We start from the raw sequence: 23,776 nt of genomic DNA, 5'->3' as shown, positions 1-23,776 counted from the left end.
CCACCTAACCCTTTATCGCTACATAGGACGTTTCGCAAGGCACGCACCAAGCTTTCACGGATAAAGGTTCACGCCGAGCCACCACTGGAAGTTGGTGACGGACACGCCGTTGATTGACGCCCGAACGTTGGGCGACAGGAGAAGCCGCACATCGAATTCTTTCGCCGGCGACACGGTGAGCCCCGCGAGAAATGTCGTGGTCACATCGCTTATGTCCTGCTCGGGAGAAATGTAAAGCTCGCCGTAGTTCGACTTGTTGGTCACTCCGCTGTAGCTGTTGTTATCATAATTCTGATTGTAGATGACGAGCGTCTGGTCGGTTATTTTCCATTCGGATATTTGTTTGTCGAGTCCAAGGAGCAGTGACACTTTGTCCGAGAACCGGTAATTGAATATCACCGGGATGTCGATCGACCACCGGTCGACGGTAAAAGTCCATTGGGTATTTTTGTTTTGGGATGTGGAATCGAAATAAAGATAATTGTAAACATTCCCGGTAGTGTTGTAATAAGAATGCCCGTTCGCCACAGTTGGTTCGTTCGTGTTGATCGACTGGCTCATTATATAGAGTATCCCGCCGATCGTCAGTTCCGAAGCGTCGCTGAGGTTCCATTTCAGAGAAGCGAGAAATCTGTGGCTCGTTTGAATGTTCGTCCCGCCGCCGCCGCTGTGCTCAAGAAAGTAGGAATGCGACAGGCTGGAAGTGTAGTTCGTATCGTAGGAGTACGAATAAGTGTAGTAAGAAGTATCGACTACTGTAGAGCGTAACGTGAGATCGACGTTTTCCCTGTTATACTGGTACAGCAGTGTTATAAGCTGGTGGACGTTAAGCCGTGATGTCAGGTCGATTCCACCATAGATCGTTTTGCCGTCGTGGTTCCAGTTCTCGGCGGTTGTTCCCGAAGAAAGAGAAAGATTATTGTTCGGGCTGAACGTATAGTAAGACGAATCGCGGCTCGAGTAGTTCTGTGTCGCGGTTCCCCATAGGTATCCGCCCGTGACTCCCAGAGTAGATTGGGATGTGAGGGCATACCGGATACCGCCTGAAAGGTCCCAGTGATTGTAATCCTGGTTTCTCCCCTCCATGTTGTAGTAAAGAGAAGATCCCGAACCAGAAGTGTAGTTGTCCCAGTAGTTATTATCGCCGTAAGAGCCGTCCTCAGAAAAAAGTACTCTCCCGAGTTTCAGTCCGAGCTTGAGATCTGGAGTAACCTGGTAGCCGCCATAAACCGTGAACAGATTTCCGCTGTGGTGCATGTTGTCCTGGCCCGATGAGATGGTTGTGATGGGCACGTTCGCGCTGTTCGCTATCATTCTGCCGTTGTAGTCATACCCAAGGTCGGGCTGGTAGATGTCGAACGGAACCGAATAGTATTTCGAATCCTGCATTATCGCCTGGTATGTAACTCCGAAAAAAAGTCCGGGCACACTCGATGGAAGCGGTTTTGTCATGAACGCTGCCGAAAGAATCGGGGCGATTATGGGACGGGAGTTGACGAAATAAAAAGGAAACACGATTGCCTGAGACATCGCGATCGGTCCATTGTACACAGGGTACACCGGCTGGTAGAGATTTGCTGTTTGCTGGTACGACCGGAAATCCAGATAAAGATGGTTGGTTCCCGAGGTGTCTGAGTTGAACCACGCCGGGTTCACCTGCAGATTCAGAATTGGGTCGTCGATGAGGCCTGGCGTTGCGAGTTCAAACGATCCGATTCCGTACGGGCTGATGTAACTCGGCTGGAAGAACATGTCGTTCTGTTCGAACGATTTCTCGAGCGATCTCTCGGCGTAATACTGGGCGGAAACGGTACCGGTGAGGAACAAAGTGATGCCGAGAAAGAAGACTACTCTTTTCATAACATCCTCCTCGAATTGAATCAAAATATTTCGCTATCCTGATAAAGAAAACAGGCGAAGAGTTGGCCCCTGAGTTCAATCCAAATATATGAAGAATCTTTTACAGGAAAAGTCCAGAGGATGATCTGTGGGGCGCGCGAAGGAAATAATCTATTGATGCCGCAGGAGAAGCCTGAGATCGGAATCGAGAAAGTTGCGGATGATGTTTGTAGCCCTTTGTCCGCCGCTCCAGGAGTTTCCTGTCGGGCAATGCCTCTCTCCAGAGTGCCACGAGACCCATCGCATCAAGGCATTCAAGAAGTATGTTCCATAGACTCAAATGAATCCCCAGCAAGAATTTCTTTTGATCCACTATGGATTATCATTTCAGAATCGGCGAACCGACCTTCAACTCCAGAGAACATTTGGCGTCAATAGATGGTCCATCTCAGAATTTCTCCGATTCCGCCGACAGCCCAACCTACATCCGGGGAGCCGAATGAAATCGAACGGATCCTCTTCGTGCCCGGCGGAAGCGGTACAGAATGCCACGCCGTATCTCCCGACGAACTTTCGAAGACGTATCCTGAATCCGCCTCACCGCCGGCGATCATCAGAGTTGAAGATCCGGGAACACGCCTGATATCTCGGAGCCACAATAATCTGCCGATGTCGTGCACTGACCAAGACTTACCACCGTCCGTAGTGGAGGCCCACCTGCCTCCCAGGTTGTCGACTACAACACCGTGAAGAGCATCGGTGAATTCAAGCGACACGGCTATCCCGTTAAGTCCTTTGATTGGATCCGAAGCGCGCCAGCTTTTGCCGAAGTCTGTGGAGTGAAAAACCCGCGGACAAAAATCTTTCGACTGGGATGCTGTTGCGAACCAGGCATCTGTGCCGAAAACGGACATGCATGCAGTAACTCCGAATTCGCCCTGCGCGGTGTCGGCCGCGACGATATTTTCCCGTCTGACACGATGCCAGGAGTCACCGCCGTCGGACGTTGTGTAAACACTAAAATAGTTTGCGGGAGAAGGATCGCCGAGCGCGATTCCATGACTCTTGTCGAAAAACCTGACCGCGTCGCCGAATGTGTGATCGGTTTTGAAAACCTGTTTCCAACTATTGCTGCCGTCATCAGTTTTGAAAATCCTGAAATCCGTTCCTGAGGCGGCATCAATCGAGACAACCCATGCTACAGTCGAGTCAAGCGGTTCGATGCAGACGTTGTCGAAGTCCGCGAGCGGCGTGCCGCACTTTCTCCAGTTGATCCCTCCGTCGACGGTACGAAGCACACATCCGCCTGATCCTGCCGCCCATGCCACCGCAGCGTTCACAGCTTTGACGTTCAGGAGCGTGTCAGAAGAGGCGCTTGTCTGAGATCGCCATTGTCCCTGCGCGTGCGAAATGTTGACAGCAATGGTTGCGCAGAAAGCCGCTAAGAAAAAGGGCGACAACCATGCCGCCCTTTTCATGACGAAATATTTCAACGGCATTGCGCGGACATATCAGAAATAGACCGCCATCGTGAGACCCGCCGTCTGGAAGCCGACAGTGAGCTGGCTTTGATCCGCCGCACCAGTCGCTGTTGCGCTTCCGGTTGTCAGACCGAATTGGTACTCTGCACCGAGGCTGATACTCTGGTTAAAAAAGTACTCCACTCCCATCAGCGCTCCGACACCAAACATGCTCTGTGTCGTCTTAAAGGAGGCGGGGTTGGTTGTCTCTGTACTAGTCATAAACTGCAATCCGCCTCCGACATACGGACTCACGCTTGATGAAATCGGAAGGTGGTACTCCAGCGCTCCACCGATTCCAAATGAAAATTTATTGTCGGAAACTTCTGGTGTCGTGCTCGTAGTGTGATTGTTGATTCCGAAGAGGAGCAATCCGCGGACTGCGACTCCATCAGAAAGAAAGTACTTCGCCCCGATGCCGGCAGATTGGTTCACGTAAGTCGAGTAGGCTCCGAGGTTAAGTGCATTCAGGCCGACAAAGTTGAAGAGGAGCGCTTTCTGTCCCTGCGCGCCAACCCGCAGCGTCTGGGATTGAACGCTCGAGGCTCCCACAAGGAAAATGACGGCGAGTAGAATCATGGATCTACGCATAACGGTACCTCCTGTCTTGTTTTTGTTAATGCGTTTCGAGTCCATCGATAGGCTTGATCCCCAACCCGCACTCCGATGCAAGAGGATGAAGGATCGCAAGCCACAGTTCAGCGTAAGTTATCTCGGCTTGAACTAAAACGCCAGAGCGGAGGCCCTTGTCTGTCTAACTGAAGAAATTCCCCCTATTTTTCACCCATGAACGGATAGCGATAATTCTTCGGGGGAACAAGATTCTCTTTCGTGCTCCGCGGCGAAAGCCAGCGGACCATGTTCAGGAAACTTCCTGCCTTGTCGTTCGTCCCGCTTGCTCTCGCGCCTCCGAACGGCTGTTGTCCTACGACAGCGCCCGTCGGCTTGTCATTTATATAGAAGTTTCCGGAGGCATTCACCAGTATCCGGTTCGCGGTAGCAACCGCATACCTGTCATGCGCAAATATCGCTCCCGTCAAAGCATATGGAGACGTCTCGTCGCAAAGATGAAGCGTCTCTTCGTACTTGTCATCATCATAGACACAAACCGTCATGACGGGTCCAAAGATTTCCTCTTCCATAGTTTTGAAGTGCGGGTTCCTGGCAAGGATAATCGTCGGCTCGATGAAAAATCCCTTAGAGTCGTCGTAATTCCCGCCGCATACTATTTCAGCCTCGGAGGATTTCTTCGCGAAATCGATATAGCCGGTGATTGTCGAGAACGCCCCTTTATCGATGACCGCGTTCATGAAGTTCGAGAAATCACGTACGTCACCCATCTTCACCGTCTTCAATTCGCTGATCATATAATCTTTTAGATTTGCCCAGAGCGATCGAGGGATGTATGACCTCGACGCGGCCGAACATTTCTGCCCCTGGTATTCGAACGCGCCGCGGATTATCCCGACTCCGAGCTCCTGAATGTCGGCACTCTTGTGGGCGAAAATAAAGTCCTTGCCGCCGGTCTCGCCAACAATTCTCGGGTACCATTTGTATTTCGAAATATTTTCGCCGACCGTCTTCCACATATCCTGGAACACCGAAGTGCTACCGGTAAAATGAATTCCGGCCAGATACGGAGACAGCATCGCAGGTTTTCCGACAGATCCACCCGATCCTGGCACAAAATTGATGACTCCCGGCGGCACGCCCGCTTCCTGGAGGAGTTTCGTTATATAGTACGCCGAATAGACCGCGCTGGAGGCGGGTTTCGCGAGAACGACATTGCCAACCATCGCGGGTGCGGTCGGGAGGTTACCCGCTATCGACGTGAAGTTAAAAGGAGAAACGGCAAAGACAAATCCCTCGAGCGGGCGGTATTCCATTTTGTTCCTGACATCCACCGGCGAATGCGGCGGCTGCTGCTCAAAGATCTGCATCGCGTAGTATGCATTGAACCTGAAGAAATCCGTCAGCTCCGCCGCCGAATCGATCTCGGCCTGGAAAACGTTTTTGCTCTGTCCCAGCATCGTCGCGGCATTCAGTGTATCGCGCCATGGACCCGACAGCAGAGCTGCAGCTTTCATGAAAATGGACAGTCTCTCTTCCCAATCGAGGCCAGCCCATGCTTTCCGCGCCGCAAGGGCCGCATCGATCGCCATGTTTACTTCCTTTTCACCGGCCTGGTGGTAGGTAGCAATTACAGTTTTATGGTCGTGCGGAAGTACGCACTTTCCGATTTTGCCTGTCTTTATCTCTTCTCCTCCTATGATCAGCGGTATCTCGATCTGCTTATTTTGCATCTCCTCGAGTTTTGCTTTCAGAGACGCTCGCTCCTGTGAACCCGGAAGATAATTTTTCACGGGTTCGTTCGGCGGCAACGGTATTTCAAATTTTGCGTTTGACAATGTGATTCGTCTCCTTGCTAGATTATGGGTAAGAACTTCAGATCGAAGTCAGATATGAAAACACAAAAGTCAAAAATTAGACGGCCTGCATTGGGGGTTTTCGAATTCAGTTTTGAATTTTGACATCTGACTTTTGAATTACTTTCCAATCTCCTCTTTCAGAGCTTCCAGACTTAATTTAACGTTCTTCTCATTCGAAGTGTATCCCATCAGTCCAATCCTCCAGATCTTTCCGGCAAGCTGGCCGAGTCCGGCACCGATCTCAATGTTATGGCGGTTCAGTAGGCGTTCCCTGACCGCTGCTTCGTCGACTCCATCGGGGACGCAGACGGTAACGAGCTCGGGCAAGCTGGCTTCACCGTTCACGAATGTCTTCAATGCGATCTGTTCAAGTCCCGCCCGGAACAAATCGGAATTTTTCCTGTGTCTTGCCCAGGCATTTTCAAGTCCCTCTTCGTGAACGATAAGAAGCGCTTCATGGAGACCGTAGAGCGCATTGATTGGTGCCGTATGATGGTACGTCCGCTTCGCCCCGCTCCAGTAACTAAGGACGAGGCTTACGTCCATGAACCAGCTCCTCACTTTCGTTTTTCGATTCTTTATCGCGTTCACCGCCCGCTCACTGAACGTCACAGGCGAAAGTCCGGGAGGACACGAAAGACATTTCTGGCTCCCGGAATAAACAGCGTCGAGCTTCCATTCGTCGACTTTCACGGGAATTCCACCGAGCGACGTCACTGTGTCGGCGATCGTGAGGCAGCCGTGTTCGTGCGCGATCTCCGAGAGTTTTTGAATGTCCGACCGGGCGCCGGTCGAAGTCTCTGCGTGAACGAACGCGACCACCTTTACGTCCCTGTCAGCGCGGAGAGCGTCTTCCAGTTTATTGGGATCGACCGGTTCACCCCAGGGAGCATCGACTACGACGGGTAATCCCCCGCTGCGCTCGATCATCTCTCTGAGTCGTCCCCCGAACGCACCGTTCACGCAAACTGCGACCTTCATTCCGGGTTCGACCATGTTGACCACACACGCTTCCATCCCGACGGATCCCGGTCCGGACACGGGGAATGTCACCTCGTTCTTTGTAATGAACGTGTCTCTCAAAAGGGATTTGATTTCATCCATCAACCCGATGAATGCCGGATCGAGATGGCCGATCGTGGGACGGGACATAGCTTCGAGAACTCTGGGGTGGACGTTCGACGGTCCCGGCCCCATTAAGATTCTATCGGGAGGATGAAAGGTTTTCATGATTATCGCTTCTCCTCAGTGTCAAAATACGAAGGTCCAATTTCTAAATTCTAGACAAATCATAAACTCGAAATACAAAACGCTTGCCCGCAGTCCACAGTCTCCAGACTCGAGATGGGTAGAGGTTTTGGAATTCGAAATTCCGGAAAATGTTCCGTACGATCCCGGTTCAACCGCCGCATCAATCCAGTAATCCTGCGCCTTTTAGAATCAGCTTTAGTTCTGCACGTTCCTTCTCGCCGAGCGGGGCGAGCGGGCTGCGGGGATCGCCGCCGAAGTAGCCGAGCATGTCCATCGCCGCCTTAAGTCCCGGAACACCGTACTTAGATGTTACCGCCCTGTTGACCGGGATGAGTTTCGCTTGGAGCGCTGCGGCCGCCGAGTGTTTGCCCGAGTCAAAAAGACTCTTCAGCTCGACACACTCCGCGGGCACAATATTCGCGAGCGCGAGGATACCGCCTGTCGCACCTGCGATGAGGCCGGGATACAGAACCGAAGCCGTTCCCACAAGAACCGAAAAGTCCCCGGGCGCACACGCGACCAACTCGGCCGTGTGAGCGGTATTCTCGGAGCTGTTCTTCAGTCCGGCAATATTTCCATGCCGCGAAAGTTTCGACACCGCATCTGCCTCAATGCTAACTCCCGTAAATTTCGGAACATTGTAAATAATCAGAGGTATCTTTATCGAGTCCGCAACTTCCGAGAAATATCTCACAAACGCCGCACCGTTCATCTCTCCTTTATAGAATGACGGAGTCAGCACGAGCGCATAATCGGCTCCGAGACCGGCAGCATCATTAGACAGCGAAATTGTCTCCCTTATAGAGTCCGATCCGGTTCCCGCGATAAGCAATTTTCCGGAAGGAAGATTTTGTTTCACCGCATCGACAAGCTTCAATTTCTCCTCACGCGTGAGGAACGCGCTCTCGCCATTGGAGCCCATCACGACGTATCCGGCCAGACCCGTCGTGTTCCACCGATTCATATTTTGAGCTAATCTGTCGAATGCCACTTCTCCACGTTCAAACGGAGTCGCGATCGGCGGAAATATTCCATTAATCATCTAGCTCACCCTCACCTTAATACTATTTGCCTGTCCACTTTTCACTTTTCATTTCTCATTTCTCGTTTCTCATCTGCACTTCATCCCCCGAACAGATTCCTCAGGACGAAACCGATGTTTGCCGGCCGTTCTGCGAGACGCCGCACGTACCATTTGTACCACGCCTTACCGTAACTGATGAGCACGCGTATATGATAACCTTCTCTCGCGAGCCTCTTCTGGTCGTTGGTCTTGATCCCATAGAGCATCTGGAATTCAAGTTTCTCGTTTGGAATTCCGAACTCCGCTGACGACTTGATGATCCTCTCGTGCAATTGTATGTCGTGTGTTCCGAAAGCCGCTCTCGCCCCGTTCTCTCTTATTCCGCGGAGAAGCATTTTAGACAGCTCGAAATAATTCTCATCCACATCGTGCTTACTGGGAAACACTATTTCCTTCGGCTCATTATACGCGCCCTTGACCAGACGTATCGACGGAGAAATCTGGAGTAATTTTTCAACATCGCTCCGGGTACGTCTGAGGTATGCTTGTAGACAAACACCCGTATTCGCGAAATCCTTTCTCGCTTTCCGGTAAAGATCGAGCGTCGCATCGACGTAATTGCTCCGCTCCATATCGATCCACACCACATTTCCGAGCCGGCGGGCCCGTTCCGCAATTAACTTGAAGTTTTCCAGAGCGGTCTCGCCCGACAAATCCAATCCGAGCTGGGTCAACTTGACGGAGATTTCTATCTCGAGCTTTTCCGACGAGATCCTCTCGAGAACGCTTATATAATGATCCCTCACCGTTGCTGCCTCGCCCAGATCTTTAATACTCTCGCCCAAATAGGTAAAGACCGTAGGAATTCCTTCCTTCTGAAATTCCTTCGATGCTCCGATCGCGTCATCGAGTTCCTCTCCAGGCATGAATCTCCTCAGCGCCTTCCGCACGAATCGGAACCTGGGAACGTGATCGACGAGAAACGGATTCTCGGACGCCCAAAGGAGAATATTACGAGAAATCCCCAACCTGCTTTATCCCTTCACTCCCGGGATCGGCGGGGGTAAATGCGAGCAATAGTAAGCTGACATCATTCCAATCATGAAAAGTTTTCTTAGTTGGACAATGGAAAAAGTTTAACGTAGAAACCTGTATCAATCTAATGAAGGGACTTGAAATTTTCGAGTGGAACTGGAGTCCACGATTTATTTAGTTCGGATCTCTTCTGCTGTTTAGATGGTTTTTTCAACCAACTAAATGGACTGTGGAAATACTAATGGGAGTCGGATATGGCGATATGCCGCTGAATAATTTTCGGCTGATTATTCAGTCATTGAGTACCCCAACTTTCCGGAGCCGTGTCCTGTATCCAAGATTTAGAGGTATCGTGCCGTGTGCCATGACAGGAATGTTCAAGTAGGCGAATTCCCGAGACAGCCGGGCGGTGATCGCGCGCCTGGAGTAAAATTGAGACAGCACCCAATCATGGCCCCGCTTTAGCGTATCCGCGCTCATGTTCTTCGGCTCGAACACAACGTTATTGAAATCGTACATGCTCCAATCCGTACATGTGATTCTCCCTTCCCTGTTCAGCTGATCGTAAACGGGTGTACCAGGAAAAGGAGTCAGAATAGTAGCCTGGAGCGCATCGACATTCGTCTCGAGGAGGAATTCAATAGTATATCTGAAGACGTCCGGCCTATCGGAGTCGTTTCCGAGGACAATTCCCGTGTATACTGCGATTCCCGCATCGTGAAGTAAGGATATCGAGCGCCGGTAGTCTGATGCCCGGTTGAAATTCTTTCCGAGTTTCTTTAGACCATCCTGCGATAAAGACTCGAGGCCGACGAAGAGACCTTTGCATCCGCTCTCACTTGCAAGTCGGAGGAGTTCTTCGTCGTCTGCGATGCCGATCGTACACTGGCTGAACCAGCGCTTTCGAAGAGGTATCATTTTGCTGAAGAGTTTGCCCGCGTAGTCCCGGTCGGCCGCGATGCTGTCGTCCATGAACATGATGTAGCGTCCAAGTCCGCGCAGTTCCTCTATCACTTCATCGACGGGTCTCACCCGGAGCTGATGTTTGAAAAAAGAAGTGATCGAACAAAACGTGCACATGTTGGGACACCCGCGCGTTGCCTGGACTGTGTCCGCCGGTATATAGAAGTTCTTGCGCGTGAGAGTCCTGTCGGGAATCGGAAGTCCTTTCAGGTCGACAGGTCCGTTTCTGTAAATACCTTTAAGCTCCCCGTGGACGAAATCCTGGATCATACGCGGGACGTTCGCTTCCGCCTCGCCCACACACACTGCATCAGAATGCCTTATCGCTTCTTCAGGCAAGAAAGTGGGATGGTACCCTCCGAAAATTACCTTCTTCCCAATCGCTCGAAACCTGTCGCCAATCTCGTAAGCCCTTGGCGCGTTGAAAGTCATGAACGAAACTCCGATGAGATCGGCGTCGGTATTGAAGTCGATTGGCTCGGTATCTTCATCGACGATTCTGGATTCCACATAAGAGGGCATAGCCGCTGCCACGTACAGACTGGACAGCATCGAAAACCTGAATGACCTTGTGGAGTGCCGTGGACCTTTCCCGTCGCCGACGCGCCACTCCGGAGCAGTGGGGTTAATCAATAGAAACCTGATCTTCTGTTCCATCCCGTTCTCCTCGCTCGTCCTACTCACAAGACTTTGCGCTTGAATATCAGCGTGTGCTTTGAGAGTGTTGTCAATAAAGAGTCAGGATGATGTAAAACCTTTGCGGTTGGCGGCGCCTCCAATTATCCGCGCGTCCTTGTTCTCGCCGGATTTCAGCAAGAATCGGGTTTAACTCAATTCGTCTCCTCGATAAATTGTGTCAGGAGAAACCAATGACAACGGCAACTAACAAAACAGACTATCAACGAATCGCGGAAGCGATTTCATTTATATACAGTCATTTCCGGGAACAACCCGACCTGGATCGTGTGGCGAGTGAAATTCACCTGAGCCCCTACCATTTTCAAAGGCTTTTCAAGAAATGGGCGGGCGTGAGTCCGAAGAAATTTCTCGAATACATAAGCGTGGAACACGCCAAGGATCTCTTGAAGTTGAACGCATCTCTGGCGGAAGCGAGCTTCGATGTCGGTCTGTCGGGAACCGGACGACTTCACGATCTCTTCGTAAATATCGAGAGGATGACTCCTGGTGAATTCAAAAACAAGGGGGCGAATCTTGATATCCAATATGGATTCTACGAGACGCAGTTCGGCGAAATCCTAATCGCTTCAACCGGCAAGGGTGTGTGTCATATCGCGTTCGCCAACAATAGAGCCCGATCTATCAGGTCGCTCCGGGAAAAATATGCGAACGCGAGGCTGGAACAGAAGGAGAATCCGTTTCATCACGACGCGCTTCGAATCTTCCAGTCGGATTGGTCGGATATCCGTGGGATAAAGCTTCACCTGAAGGCTACGCCCTTCCAGTTGAAGGTTTGGGAGGCACTTCTGAAGATCCCGTTCGGCCAGCTGAGTTCGTACTCCCAGGTAGCAGAATCGATCGGGTACCCGGACGCTTCGCGGGCAGTCGGCACCGCGATCGGGAGCAATCCCGTCGCATATTTGATCCCATGTCATCGCGTGATCAGGTCGACCGGAGTGATCGGCAACTACCACTGGGGAGACGAGCGGAAACTCGCCATAGTCGGATGGGAAGCAGCGAGAACGTACGGAGAAAATTAATTTGGTATTTCCCGCAGACTTCTCCGAAGGATTTCGTCTGGATAATAGTCTCTCACAATTGTAATCCCGATAACTTCTTCTTATTCTCTAGTTGATGCGTCGAAAAATTAATTAGAGAAAGACTGTACAATGTACATTCCTACAATGTTCGAGATGAAAGACTGGCCCGAAATTGAGCGGCATATACGCAACAATCCACTCGCAACGGTGGTGAGTCGGGGAAACGACTTTCCAATCGCGACCCACGTGCCCCTTGAATTGGATTCGGACGAGTCAGGGAGGACAACCCTGACCGGACACGTCGCAAAGGAAAATCCGCAATGGAAATTGTTTGAGACGCAACCGGATGTGTTGGCAGTTTTCCTTTCGCCGATTCAGCACTATATCTCGTCGTCATGGTACAGCAAGCCAAACGTACCGACATGGAACTACATGAGCGTGCATGTATTCGGAAAAGCGAGGATTGTCGGCGAGGAAAGATTGAAGGAGCTATTAAGGAAGATGACCAACTACCATGAGCACATTTCTTCGCACCCGATCACTCCTGAAGTTCTCGAGAAGGAAATAGAAAAGCAGATCGGGGGGATAGTAGGAATAGAAATTAAGATTGATAAAGTAGAAGCGAGTTTCAAGATGAGTCAGAACCGGGACGATACGGATTACGCGAACATCATCCGGGAGCTGGAGCGGCTTGATGAATACAACGCCAAGATGATTGCGAAAAAAATGTCAGCGATGAGGAGAATCGATTAAAAAAGGCCGGCTCGTTCCCCCGTCGAAGTACTCGCATGCCTCATCGGGCCGGCCCGCTCCTCCTGGATGCAGCTTAGCTCACCCCATAACCACACAACCGATTTTCATTTCATCAGCATTATTTTTCTAGTCGCCGAGAATGATCCGGCGGTCAATCTCACGAAGTACACTCCGCTTGGGAGTCTGCTCCCGTCGAATTTCACTTCATGATAACCGGCACTTTCACGACCATCCACCAGTGTCGCGATTTCCCTGCCGCGTATGTCGAACACCTTCAGCGTTACACGACTGACTACTGGAAGCTGATAGCTGATGACTGTCGCCGGGTTAAACGGGTTGGGATAATTCTGAGATAAACTGAAAACAACTGGGGGAGGACGACGGTCCGCGATGCCAAGCAGAATCTTTGTACCGTATTCGATACCGTTTATCTTCGCATAGACCAATCTTGTATTGCTATAACCGTCGAACCAGGAGTCGTAGAAGTAATAGAGTCCGAATCCCCCGGCGAGAGTGTATAGGTACTCCCCTTCCGCATCAATGACGGGAGGATACTCTTCGAAATATTCAGCCTGCGTTTGTGTGCCAAGGATTGTTGCCTCAGCTATATAGCTGCAAGCTCCTTTGAACGGGCGTGGCCCGTAGCTCAAAGCCTTTGGAACGGTGAGAAACGTATCACCGGGGGCGGCAAACAGACTGTCGACCTGGTACTCCTTACTTGTTGAGCCGGTGTCATATTGAAACACGCATCCACTCGATGAATCGACTCTCTCGAATAAATATGAGGTGTCTTTTATAGGATAGAATGATCTAAATAACAGGACCTCATAATGAATTCGATTGGGAAGAACCGTGTCACCGAGTGCCTCGACTGAATAAGCGGATGTATCTTCACACAGCACCGGAAATCCACACTCATCATGAGAGTCCACTTTATATTCCCAGTAATCGCCTGTCTGCAAAGGGTAGTACTGCAGAAGATCCTGTGAGGATGGCGGTGTAGCTATCCCGATTGAATCCAGACTGAAGGTTTGTAGACCGACAAAGCTCTCTTGTTTGAATTTTACCGTACCAATCCCTTCTGCAAGCCAGGAATCCAGCATTCCGGCATCGGCGCAAAACGACACATACTTGTAGTGGTAGCAATGGAAATATGTCCCGGACGGAGTGGAGACCGTATCATCTTTACCGGCAAGAATAACCATTTCGCCATAAGTGCAGTCATAAGCAGATGGCAACCAGATCGTGTCCCCCACCTCGGCGCCAAAGCGGTACAGCAAAACCTCATTTGTATCGTTCAGCGATCGGATCACGAACAAACTGTCATTTGAGATCCTGAACCACTCCGATGGTGGGTACCCTTTTAAAGCTCTCCCGTAAAAGAGATAGCCATTCACTCTTGCCGTATCGCTAATCAATTGTATCAAACCGGACGTGCCGGAATATGACCATTGCTCACCTATGCTCAACGGGAAGTAGGACGAATCAGCGATCTCGGGGTGTGAAACCGCCGTTTGCGTTGAAAGCAACAGAACGACCACGGCGATTCCAGTAGAACTCCAGAGGATTCTCATGATTCGTCTTCCTCTTTAAGGCAAACACCTGGCGAAAGTCCTATCACAATGAAATGATCTCTCAGCAATATCTGCATGGCATTATTTCATCAAGAGAACTTTTCTCGTCGCCGAGAATGTTCCGGCGGTTAATCTCACGAAGTACACTCCGCTTGCGAGTCTGCTCCCGTCGAATTTCACTTCATGGTACCCGGCGTTTTCGCGCGCGTCAACAAGTGTTGCGATTTCCCTGCCGAGTATGTCGAACACCTTCAGCGCTACACGACTGACTGCTGGTAGCTGATAACTGATGACTGTCGCCGGATTGAAAGGATTGGGATAGCTCTGGTACAACATGAAACTGGTTGGAGGTGACGCGCCGATGTCCGTGACTCTCACTAGATCATCGTTCACCTTTTTGCTCCACTTAAGTGCGAGAGCCTGATAAGCGTTCAAATATATGTCACTGTCTTTGACGGCCGGGATCAAAAGAAGCGAGTCTGGAGTCGCAAACAAAGATTTCTGTTGTCGGAAATTGATGGTCGTATCCTCCAACATCACTCCGATCTGGTCACCCTTTCCATCGAAGTTTAGAACCGAATTGTAGTTCCGTGGAGAATCGATGCTGGGGTCGTAGGAGGTTATCACCGCGGAAAATCTGCCTTTTAGAATCGGTGTCAATGCAAAGTTCCCGGCACGCCGATCAAATCCGTTGGTGGCGCTCGTGTCATGATAAGCCTCCACTTCATTCATCCCTCCGACGAGATGCCCAAAGTGATCAACCTTCCAATAGGTAAGAACAAACGAGTCGGCATCATAATCAAATATTTCGTAGAGGGAATCCATGAGAGGGATGTTCCGGATTTTCTCTCTTCTCCAATACTCCGGATCAAGGCTTGTCCCGGTTTCCGGACTTAACACGACGTTTGTCGCAAGGGTGTCACCGTTCTTGTCGAAGAAGGATCCCATGACATTGTACTTCAGAGTGTCAGAAGGACCATGAAGTTCGGCGTTGAGCCAGGCGGCCGCGAAACCACCTTCCGAACCAAATGTGGCGGAATAGTTGGTGACGTAAACATCCGGGTACTGTCCCGGATTCCAACCCCAGAGGACATTACCACTCCAATCGCTTGCGGAAAATGAAAGTCGTCCTCCATCACCCGATAAGTTGATGTAGCCATCTGCTGAGCCGAGCAAGTCGTATCCACCTTCCGCACAATAGATCCCAACACAGTCTGAGCCCGTCATCGGGCCACCGCGGTCAAAGAAAGACAGCGACCATGTCCCATCAAGCTTGCACAGATAACCAATAAAATCGATCTCGAAATATGGGCCCCCGATGTCGACGGATTTATATTGTTCAACGAAAAAAGAACTATCCGGGGCAAACGCGATCAGTGTACTTGAGAAGATCGGGAAGTTCTGCCCAATGGGATTGCCAAGTGAATCAAACAGCTGGGCATGATATGTCAGGCTATCATTTTGATACTCGTCCCAGACTAGAAGAAATTCCTTGTCGGAATTTGGATAAAGAAGTGGATTCAAGTGTTGAATACGAGACGTTTCACTTTTTCTGCCGCCGGACAGAAAATTTTCCGGGACATCTTGTGAATAGCATACCGCGGCAGTCAGTAGAAATATTACCATCAAACGTATCGACTTTTTCAAGACTTCCTCCTAACCGTGTCAGTTAATCCGAAGCAAGCCTCATCCCGTCACCCTGAACAAGAATCCAATTCATTTTATGAGCAACAACTTTCTCGTCGAAACATAGTTCCCTGCTGTCATCCGATAGAAATACACTCCGCTCGACAACCTGCTCCCGTCGAATCTCACTTCATGGTACCCGGCGTTTTCGCGCGCGTCAACAAGTGTTGCGATTTCCCTGCCAAGTATGTCGAACACCTTCAGCGTTACACGGCTGACTGCTGGTAGCTGATAGCTGATAACTGTCGACGGATTAAACGGGTTCGGATAGTTCTGAAGAAGTCTGAACTCCACAGGCAAATGAGCAGGCGGAGGAACTACGTATGTAATTCCGGACACAGGTCTATAGATCACGCCGACGCTCGAGCCGGCGTAGAGATTCGACCGATCAGCAGCGAGGGAGATGATGCTTTCGCTTGTTGAGCTTGAATCAAATTCCGTCCAGTTCGCTCCGAAGTCTGTGGAGACGAAGAGGCCCGCATCATACGTCCTCGCATAGAGCCATGTTCCATTCAAAGCCAGCGCGGCAACATAATGGTCCGTCAATCCTGCGCCGGTCCAATTATCGCCGTCATTCGTGGACCTGAAGACTCCGCCGCCGTACGTCCCGGCAAATAGATTTGAGTCCGAAGCTACGAGCGCGCTTACTCCGGTATTGGAGAGTCCCGTGTTGGAAAGATTCCATGTTGTGCCACCATCGGTGGATCTGAAGATTCCCGGACCCAATGTGCCGGCAAAGAGTATTGTATCCTTTGCCGTCAATGCGAATGTACCGAAGAGACCTGGCACCTGGATTCCAACTTGTGACCAGCTATCGCCGTCGTCGGTCGATTTGAAGACGCCTCCCGGCTCGACGCCCGCGAAAAGACTCGAGTCATTAACCGCCAGACCAACAACGTTCAGTCCGGCAAGCCCCGGATAATTTGTCAATCCTGTATTTACCTGGATCCAGGTATTGCCCCCGTCAGTCGAACGGAAAATTCCGACCGCCATCGTGCCTGCATAGATGTTAGAGTCCTTTACCGCAACAGCATTCACTTTGGAATTCTTCATTCCGACGCTCATGCTCGTCCAGCTTGTTCCATGATCCGTCGATACAAAGACACCGCCTCCATATGTTCCCGCATAAAGTTTTGTACCCACCGAGGCCATTGTCTGGACCGACAAATTCATTCCTGGCAAGCTGGATTCACTCCACGTAGCTCCGTTGTCCGCGGAATGGTAAACGACTCCAAGGGTTGTCCCGGCAAAAAGTTCCGTATCCGTTACTGCCATCGGACCTATGTAGCCCAATATAGCGGGGGCGAAAACGTGCGTCCAACTTGTGCCATTATCGGTTGACCGGAATATTCCATGACCATCGACACCTGCAGTAGAGCCGGACACGAAGAGACTGGAATCGCAAATGACAATAGATGCAACATCAATGTAGTATATGTCGGCTGGTGCGAGCCACTTCCATGATGTGCCATTGATTGTGGATCCACAGACACCCGCATTTGTCCCCGCGTAAAGACTTGTATCGTTGACCAATATCTCGTGGACATACGGATTGAGAAGACCCACGGTGTCTGGAGTCCAGTTTGCACCATTATCATTCGAGACATAAATACCGTAGCCTGCAGTACCGAGATAAAGATTAGTACCTCCCGTTCCATTCGGAGCAACTGCGAAACAATCGATTGCAAAAAAGACACCGGAATCATTCGGCAAACCGTTGTCGATCGCAGGAGTCCAGCTTGTCCCTTCGTCGGTGGAAACATACACGTTGCTCCCGCCCCGCGTTGTTTGAACTGCTGCAAACAGTCTTGCGCCATTGACCGCCAATGCGGTAATTGCGAGATCTTTCAGACCTGCGTTGGATTGAGTCCAGCTCTCGCCGGCGTTTGTAGAAACATAAACACCGCCTCCGTCAGTGCCGGCATAAACGTTCGAACCCATTTGAGCAAAACACAAAACGTAGCTGCCTTCCGGTCCTCTTGTCTCTGTCCACTGACCGAACAAGAGACCCGGCGCAACGAGAAGGAAAAAGAGAACCAGCTTGAAACGAATTGACCTGACCATGATACAACCCTCACGCAAGATTTAGCTGTGAATGATTCAGACGATCCCGGGTATGCAGCGAACATGAAGTGTCCACTCCCGGGATCCCAACTCTATTTCACCAACACGATCTTCTGTGTAGCAGAGAACGGTCCCGCATTTATTCTCACAAAATATACACCGCTCGAAAACCGACTCCCGTCGAACTGTGTCTCGTAGTATCCTGCGTTCTTGTAACCGTCAACGAGTGTTGCGACTTCTCTGCCCAATATGTCGTACACTTTCAGGCTCACATGACCGGCACCTGACAACTGGTAACGGATTACCGTTGTCGGATTAAATGGGTTCGGATAATTCTGACTTAGCGCAAAACGTGACGGGATCAGTCCGCTCTGTGGACCTTCATTGACAGCCGTTATCAGCGACGGCCCCGCGCCGCGCGAGGAGCCGGTCGAGTCCGCCAGGTAAATGTTCACAAATGACGGCCTCATCGCCGGCGAAACATCATATGCCGATTGCCACTCCTCATCCGTCAGTCTCTTGAAATCAGTTTCGAGATCTTCATAATAGCTCATCACGGGTCCCACGAATGCAGTCGGATTGCCTTCTTCACCTGTAGCAACAACGACAGCCATGTTTACCGGACCGGTACCGACATGGAGCACCCAGCCGATCGGATTGCCTGCTGAGTCGGTGGGTGCGGTATGAACATCTGCAACGACGAGGTTACGCTCCACAGGAGAATTCCTGTCGATGCCGGAAGTCCAGCTGTAGAACAGCCGCGGGTACCAGCCATCAAACGGAGAAGCTCCGCATTCACCCGAATGAACAGTGAACATCATGTTCTTCAGAAAATCCGTTTCGGCTGCTGTGAGCGGAATGTCAGCAAGCTCTTTTCTCGAAATATCGCCGAGCGTATCGGCAATCGCCTTCAGGTTGGTGAAATAGGATGCAGTCCAAGCATCCTCGAGAGGCGGCTTTTCAAATTCCTTCTCGGCGATGTCCGCATACTCCGCGACGGCATCGTAGAATTCAGGAAACGGCTCTACATAGCTCTGCGGGTAGGAACACGTGACCCCAGGTGTATAAGACTGCTTTGCGTAAAGGAGATTGTCATGTCTCAACTGCGCCCATGAAGCCAGTTGTGTATTCAGCTTCTCCTGCCACCATGCTGCGGTCCGCATGAAACCGGGAAGTGAATCTCTACTCGCCGGAGGATTAAGAGCGCGGATGGTTTCCGACCAGGCGTTGTACATTGACAGCGACCAGAAATCAGGTCCATACGAATCGATGAGATACCTGAGCGCGGCGAGATTCGAAGAATATCCGTACAAATCGAGCTCGGGCTGGAGAAGCTGTGCAGCTGCATCATTCCCTTCGGCGAACATAACGTCGAGCGAAGATGGAAGCATTCTCATTGATGCGACTTTGTCCCACACGACATTCCCCATCACGTAAGAGTCGATCACGAATCGTTGCCCCAGCAAAAGAAAAGCGGACGCCGGTCTCACTTTGTTGGGATCCATCGGACTCGACATGAGTATCTGCGACAAAATTCTCTGGAATGCAAACGGTTGGGCCAGCAGCGTGTCCTGAAATTCTTTAACGCGAAGCGTGTCGAGCAGATCATATGCGTCGTCGAGACCTATATCCCCGCAGAGCGATGAGACGTTTGACAAAGTCACATTATCTGATTCGCCGACGAAAAATTTTATGATGCTGTCGATCTCGTTCAGCAATGGAATCGAATTGCTCGTATCGGCGAGCTCCTTTATGAGTACCGCGTCGATTATCTGACGTTGCATGTCGGCCATAGTCGGCGTGAGATCCTCCGATACGGGTGGGATCAGGTATATTTCAATTCTCCCAAGCCACATCATCGCCTGGAAGTACTGCGTCAGTTGCGGCGTCCTTGTGTAATGACCTCGGGGAGTGAATTGGCTGAAGTCTATGTTTCGCGCTGTCGAAGAGAAAATTGGATACGATACGGGCAGTTCGGCCTGGATGAAGCCGAGAAGCGTGTCGACAACTCCCGAGTTCTCGCTGAATTGCGGCCCCGTGGTGCTTCCCAGGAGCACGCGTGGGACCGTAAGATAGACATCGACGTCGTTAAGCTCTTGATTCATCCCGGGATAAGCCGAGTATTTTGACGCGAGCGCAGGGAGCGCGCTTTGAAGTTGAGCGAGAAGCGTGTCCAGTTTGTAAATCAGCGTCGATTGTTCGGTCCTCATCAGGATCGCGTCGTACGACATGTGAATCGTATGAAGGATCGCGTCTGTCGACACAAATACCGGCAGATCTTTGGTATAGACATCGAGAAATGCGTCACCAAATGAATTGGGTGCTAAACGCTCGGTGACAATGAAGCCGTTTTTCTGCAGCAGCGATTTCTCAAAGTCCGTGAGTGAGTACTTCAGGTAAATGCTGTCGAGGTAAGCCGCAGAGGACACATCGAGTGCGGTTTTCGACCTGAACGCTCCCGCTGAGTACATCGAGCCAAGTTGAGAAGAAGTGAGATTCTGGTGAGAGCTGAGGAACGATTCATATGCACTGAGATTGAAGTCCTGAGCATATCCAACCTCGACGAACAGCCCGACGAGAATAATCACAAATCCCGTAAGTATCAATTTCATCACACACCCTCCCGACTAGATTTCAGTAAAAATTAAATCATATAACCCATATATCTAAAAATCCCAACCGAAACACGATGAGTCATTTCGTCAAGATTTGGAACTGCTGCCTCGTAAACGGGAGGTGAGGTTATGGTAAGTCCGGTAATCAGAATATTTTCCTCCAGCTCTCAACTCGCAACGAACCCGGGACGAATCAAAATGTAAGACGTGACATGATAGCTGATCGCACACGTCACACTCAAAAGTGCACAAATTGTGCCGTTAGCTTATATAATGATTTGGGCTGTTTTCCCCTCTAGCAGTGCAGGATTTGCATTTAGTCATGAAGAGATTGCGCGCCGCGTCGAAAGAGAAGGCAACTCCGAGAGGACTTTTAAAGCAGGATGAGCAGCTCATTTGACTTCAGTCGAGTCCTAAATCTGAACTTTCGCAAGTTTACAACTCCAAGTTTGTAAAGGTGATCCGAACTTCATATTCTTAAAGGGAGCGATTTGACTGAGACGATAGGATTTCTCGCGGCAATTCTAACAACGACTGCGTTCATTCCGCAGTTTTTAAAAGTATGGAAGACACGTTCGACCAAAGACATAAGTCTGAGAATGTATCTCATGTTATGTGCAGGAGTTTTCCTCTGGCTCATTTACGGAGTTCTCCTTAATTCACTTCCGATTATTCTAGCAAACGGCGTAACGCTCGTGCTTACACTCGCGATATTGGGTTTGAAACTACGGCACAAGTAGCATCCGATCCCCGATCGTACCGGACTTTCCACAAAGAGTCGATAATCTTTCCGCTTATTTCACAAGCAGCATCTTCATCATCGCCGAATATGTTCCTGCCGTCAGCCGGCAAAAATAGACTCCACTTGTAAACTGCGTCGCGTCGAAATTGACGTGATAAGAACCGGGATTCTGTTTTCTGTTTACAAGTGTCGTGACTTCCCTTCCCAAGACATCATAAACCTTCAATGTGACCTGACTGACAGCTGAAAGCTGATAGCTGATCACTGTCGTCGGATTAAATGGATTGGGAAAATTCTGTTGAAGTTGAAATTGATCGGGTAGCTTTCCCTTCTCGGCTACACCTGTGGCCAGAACGTCGGTGTCACCAAGCACAACTCCACCCAAAAGGACACCAATTAATCGTACAGAGTCTCTCCGAGCCCCTGCTTCCGAGTCGTAATAGTAGGACGATTCTGAGTATACACCAAACCCTTCTGCGATTGAATAGCCCATACTGAACGACGAATGTGACACTATGCCGCTTGAAGAGAAATCCTGAGCGCGGTAGGCTTGGTCGAAAAGATAGATCTGGTTGAGGTGGTACGCATAGTAAGACAAATTGAGTGAAATCGTCGTATCGTTCTTGATGCTTCCGTCATAAACCGGAAAATCCATATACGAAGTATCGGTAGATTCAAACAGCTGACCGTCACGGTTCAGCCAGTACTCTGCAGTGACGTTTCTAGACTCGCGAAAGATAGTTGTCTTCCTGACGACTCGCCAACCTGTCAATGTTGTGTCTAGGATCTCTCTTATGGCACCCATTCTTACCGTGGTCGGTGGGGCGGTAAATGTCTCTTTATACTCGGTACCTGAATAGAACCAGCGGTTACCAATTGAAAAAGGAAATGACACCGACTCCGGATTCCTTGTAGAGAAATGCCAAGCTGGTGACCAGTATGTATTCCCATCGAACTTCACGGATCCTGCCCGCCAAAAATATGATGAACTGTCGGAAAGCGGTCCCGTTCGATAGGAGGTGCCATATACAATTTGGTCGAGGACTGAAGTAGTGAATGTGGAGTCAGACGAGACCTGGAGCCGATATGATCCCGAGCTGTCTGCTTCCGACCAACTAAAACTGACATTTAGAAGCAAACCCGCTGAAGCGTTAGGAGGGTAAATCAGCCGCGGGATACGCGGAACGGTCGTGAAATTCCAAACAGAGGACCATTCACTCGTCGTCGGGCCATTTCTGGCTTGAACTCTCCAGAAATATTTTGTACTCGCTCCAAGCGGTCCAACTGTCCGATACGTAACCGTGAGGCTAGTATCGACAAGAACGAGATTTACAAACGCCGAATCGGTTGCGACTTGTAACGTGTAAACGGCGGCCCAGTCTGCGGATCCCCAGGAGAGAAATGGGGTACATGATTGATCGACACTTGAATTTGTGGGGTAACTCAGCACTGGTCCGGACATCTTATGAACACCACCGCCGCCATCGTTGGTCCTGAGCAAGACCTGGTCACCGACGACCCACGCGTGAAATCGATCGACGCAATCGGCTTGGAAAACGAGTCTTTGCGGAGTCGGCCAGTCCTGAATGCCCCAGTGGGCACCACCATCTGTTGTCCGCAAAATATCATAGCCACCAACAGCCCATCCGTTCGCCGAATCAGCGAACGAAACGGAAGTGTAGCTATACGCCCCGTTGTAGACGGCGGTCCATGATGTTCCCGCGTCGGTAGACAGACTAATGCCAGCGCCACCTGTAACAACTATTCGACTGGCCGTCAGGTAACGTACCGCGAACAAGGAGACGTTTGAAATTGGTGGAGTTGTTTCGGTCCATGTAGTTCCACCATCAGTAGTTTCTATACATGTCCCATAGAGGCCCACTGCCAATCCTTTTTGAGATGAACCGAAAGATATGTCCCAGAGATCATAAGCAGGAGTTTCCTGCGCGGTCCACGACTCTCCGCCATCTGTGGTCTTCGCAACGACGGACCCCCCGCAGGCATAGCCGACCAGGCTGTTGATGAACAAAAATGTTCTCAGATTCCCATTGGCCATGTTTATTGCTGTTGACTTCAATGACCAACTGGTGCCACCGTTAGTGGATTTGTAAATCGTATTGCTGTCACTGAACGCAAAACCGACATTCCTGTTGAGAAAGTGCGGGCCAAACCCTGACCGTCCTCCAGGCAGGTTCTGCGCGGCCCACGTATATCCACCGTCAGTGGTTTTCTCCACGGAGTTGCTTCCGCTTGTTAGATTGTAAAGAGTTACCCATCCTACCAACGTATCGACGAAGCACACCGAATTGAACTCGTTTGTAGTTTGCGTGGCGTCGAACCAGCCTGATTGGGCGAAGGCTCCCTCCGCCAGGCACAAAACGAGGAGCACGACCTTCTTCAAATGATGTACACTCATTCGCTGCCTCCCTTCCCGTATCCGTCCGCCAATATGGAACGGCTCCAATTAGAACCCGCATTCGGTTTCATCCGGCTTTCCTTTAAACGTCGGCATGATTGTTATGGTATTGTCCGGTAGTCAGGTCGCTGCCGACAGTAGCATACC

Annotated in this window: 17 protein-coding genes; 3 read left to right on the top strand and 14 right to left on the bottom strand. The window is 50.5% G+C overall.

The genetic code is table 11. The features are described from left to right. Positions 1 to 54 precede the first annotated feature (54 nt). From VIS48_15350 to VIS48_15310, 9 genes are all read right to left on the bottom strand, one after another. Positions 55 to 1,860 carry a hypothetical protein gene (locus VIS48_15350; GenBank protein HEY9167528.1) on the bottom strand — a complete coding sequence of 602 codons (1,806 nt, stop codon included), beginning with the start codon at positions 1,858 to 1,860 and terminating at the stop codon, positions 55 to 57. Between the two features lie 100 nt (positions 1,861 to 1,960). Beyond that, positions 1,961 to 2,212, bottom strand: a complete 252-nt coding sequence (locus VIS48_15345; protein ID HEY9167527.1) for a pyrimidine dimer DNA glycosylase/endonuclease V — start codon at positions 2,210 to 2,212, stop codon at positions 1,961 to 1,963. A 58-nt stretch (positions 2,213 to 2,270) separates the two neighbouring features. Next, entirely contained in the window at positions 2,271 to 3,317 is a 1,047-nt protein-coding gene (locus VIS48_15340; protein ID HEY9167526.1) for a hypothetical protein, read from the bottom strand. A 33-nt stretch (positions 3,318 to 3,350) separates the two neighbouring features. Beyond that, positions 3,351 to 3,950 carry a porin family protein gene (locus tag VIS48_15335; GenBank protein ID HEY9167525.1) on the bottom strand — a complete coding sequence of 200 codons (600 nt, stop codon included), beginning with the start codon at positions 3,948 to 3,950 and terminating at the stop codon, positions 3,351 to 3,353. Positions 3,951 to 4,132: 182 nt separating this feature from the next. Beyond that, positions 4,133 to 5,767 carry an L-glutamate gamma-semialdehyde dehydrogenase gene (gene pruA, locus VIS48_15330; GenBank protein HEY9167524.1) on the bottom strand — a complete coding sequence of 545 codons (1,635 nt, stop codon included), beginning with the start codon at positions 5,765 to 5,767 and terminating at the stop codon, positions 4,133 to 4,135. A gap of 138 nt (positions 5,768 to 5,905) precedes the next feature. Further along, a complete protein-coding gene (locus VIS48_15325; protein HEY9167523.1) occupies positions 5,906 to 7,024 on the bottom strand; it encodes an alanine--glyoxylate aminotransferase family protein in 1,119 nt (372 codons plus the stop codon). 175 nt (positions 7,025 to 7,199) lie between these two features. Next, positions 7,200 to 8,081, bottom strand: coding sequence for a dihydrodipicolinate synthase family protein (locus tag VIS48_15320; protein HEY9167522.1), 882 nt, complete (start codon positions 8,079 to 8,081; stop codon positions 7,200 to 7,202). Positions 8,082 to 8,161: 80 nt separating this feature from the next. Further along, entirely contained in the window at positions 8,162 to 8,989 is an 828-nt protein-coding gene (locus tag VIS48_15315; protein ID HEY9167521.1) for a proline dehydrogenase family protein, read from the bottom strand. A 400-nt stretch (positions 8,990 to 9,389) separates the two neighbouring features. Continuing rightward, positions 9,390 to 10,718: a radical SAM protein gene (locus VIS48_15310; GenBank protein ID HEY9167520.1), complete on the bottom strand. Its 1,329-nt coding sequence runs from the start codon at positions 10,716 to 10,718 to the stop codon at positions 9,390 to 9,392. A 212-nt stretch (positions 10,719 to 10,930) separates the two neighbouring features. Here VIS48_15310 and VIS48_15305 point away from each other — a divergent pair, with 212 nt between their 5' ends. Together VIS48_15305 and VIS48_15300 are read left to right on the top strand one after the other, a co-directional pair. Beyond that, on the top strand, positions 10,931 to 11,779 hold the full coding sequence (locus tag VIS48_15305; protein ID HEY9167519.1) for a methylated-DNA--[protein]-cysteine S-methyltransferase: 849 nt from the start codon (positions 10,931 to 10,933) through the stop codon (positions 11,777 to 11,779). Positions 11,780 to 11,908: 129 nt separating this feature from the next. Beyond that, the gene (locus VIS48_15300; GenBank protein HEY9167518.1) at positions 11,909 to 12,532 is read left to right on the top strand and encodes an FMN-binding negative transcriptional regulator; all 624 of its coding nucleotides are present in this window, start codon (positions 11,909 to 11,911) and stop codon (positions 12,530 to 12,532) included. A gap of 104 nt (positions 12,533 to 12,636) precedes the next feature. On the opposite strand, the gene VIS48_15295 is transcribed toward VIS48_15300, so the two are convergent. The 4 genes from VIS48_15295 to VIS48_15280 all read right to left on the bottom strand — a co-directional run bounded on the left by VIS48_15295 (position 12,637) and on the right by VIS48_15280 (position 20,468). Then, positions 12,637 to 14,106: a T9SS type A sorting domain-containing protein gene (locus tag VIS48_15295; protein HEY9167517.1), complete on the bottom strand. Its 1,470-nt coding sequence runs from the start codon at positions 14,104 to 14,106 to the stop codon at positions 12,637 to 12,639. Positions 14,107 to 14,187: 81 nt separating this feature from the next. Further along, on the bottom strand, positions 14,188 to 15,753 hold the full coding sequence (locus VIS48_15290) for a T9SS type A sorting domain-containing protein (GenBank protein HEY9167516.1): 1,566 nt from the start codon (positions 15,751 to 15,753) through the stop codon (positions 14,188 to 14,190). A gap of 69 nt (positions 15,754 to 15,822) precedes the next feature. After that, positions 15,823 to 17,856 (bottom strand): T9SS type A sorting domain-containing protein, encoded by a 2,034-nt coding sequence (locus VIS48_15285; protein HEY9167515.1) that lies wholly within the window; start codon positions 17,854 to 17,856, stop codon positions 15,823 to 15,825. A gap of 92 nt (positions 17,857 to 17,948) precedes the next feature. After that, positions 17,949 to 20,468: a DUF3160 domain-containing protein gene (locus VIS48_15280; GenBank protein ID HEY9167514.1), complete on the bottom strand. Its 2,520-nt coding sequence runs from the start codon at positions 20,466 to 20,468 to the stop codon at positions 17,949 to 17,951. A gap of 494 nt (positions 20,469 to 20,962) precedes the next feature. Here VIS48_15280 and VIS48_15275 point away from each other — a divergent pair, with 494 nt between their 5' ends. Next, positions 20,963 to 21,211, top strand: a complete 249-nt coding sequence (locus VIS48_15275) for a SemiSWEET transporter (GenBank protein ID HEY9167513.1) — start codon at positions 20,963 to 20,965, stop codon at positions 21,209 to 21,211. A gap of 54 nt (positions 21,212 to 21,265) precedes the next feature. Here the strand turns inward: VIS48_15275 and VIS48_15270 are convergent, their stop codons facing one another. Further along, a complete protein-coding gene (locus tag VIS48_15270; protein ID HEY9167512.1) occupies positions 21,266 to 23,629 on the bottom strand; it encodes a YCF48-related protein in 2,364 nt (787 codons plus the stop codon). Positions 23,630 to 23,776 lie beyond the last annotated feature (147 nt).

This window comes from Candidatus Kryptoniota bacterium (assembly GCA_036567965.1).
In the GTDB taxonomy this organism is placed as follows: Bacteria; Bacteroidota; Ignavibacteria; order Kryptoniales; family JAKASW01; genus JAKASW01.
Note: the sequence above shows the minus strand (reverse complement) of the source record. Positions and strands in the feature narration are given on the sequence as shown.

What these genes read in the sequence shown, in the direction of transcription:
- VIS48_15300 (HEY9167518.1), top strand. Translation starts at nt 11,909, where the DNA reads ATGTACATTCCTACAATGTTCGAGATGAAAGACTGGCCCGAAATTGAG.
- VIS48_15310 (HEY9167520.1), bottom strand. Translation starts at nt 10,718, where the DNA reads ATGGAACAGAAGATCAGGTTTCTATTGATTAACCCCACTGCTCCGGAG.
- VIS48_15315 (HEY9167521.1), bottom strand. Translation starts at nt 8,989, where the DNA reads ATGCCTGGAGAGGAACTCGATGACGCGATCGGAGCATCGAAGGAATTT.
- VIS48_15340 (HEY9167526.1), bottom strand. Translation starts at nt 3,317, where the DNA reads ATGAAAAGGGCGGCATGGTTGTCGCCCTTTTTCTTAGCGGCTTTCTGC.
- VIS48_15350 (HEY9167528.1), bottom strand. Translation starts at nt 1,860, where the DNA reads ATGAAAAGAGTAGTCTTCTTTCTCGGCATCACTTTGTTCCTCACCGGT.
- VIS48_15285 (HEY9167515.1), bottom strand. Translation starts at nt 17,856, where the DNA reads ATGGTCAGGTCAATTCGTTTCAAGCTGGTTCTCTTTTTCCTTCTCGTT.
- VIS48_15320 (HEY9167522.1), bottom strand. Translation starts at nt 8,081, where the DNA reads ATGATTAATGGAATATTTCCGCCGATCGCGACTCCGTTTGAACGTGGA.
- VIS48_15270 (HEY9167512.1), bottom strand. Translation starts at nt 23,629, where the DNA reads ATGAGTGTACATCATTTGAAGAAGGTCGTGCTCCTCGTTTTGTGCCTG.
- VIS48_15295 (HEY9167517.1), bottom strand. Translation starts at nt 14,106, where the DNA reads ATGAGAATCCTCTGGAGTTCTACTGGAATCGCCGTGGTCGTTCTGTTG.
- VIS48_15280 (HEY9167514.1), bottom strand. Translation starts at nt 20,468, where the DNA reads ATGAAATTGATACTTACGGGATTTGTGATTATTCTCGTCGGGCTGTTC.
- VIS48_15335 (HEY9167525.1), bottom strand. Translation starts at nt 3,950, where the DNA reads ATGCGTAGATCCATGATTCTACTCGCCGTCATTTTCCTTGTGGGAGCC.
- VIS48_15305 (HEY9167519.1), top strand. Translation starts at nt 10,931, where the DNA reads ATGACAACGGCAACTAACAAAACAGACTATCAACGAATCGCGGAAGCG.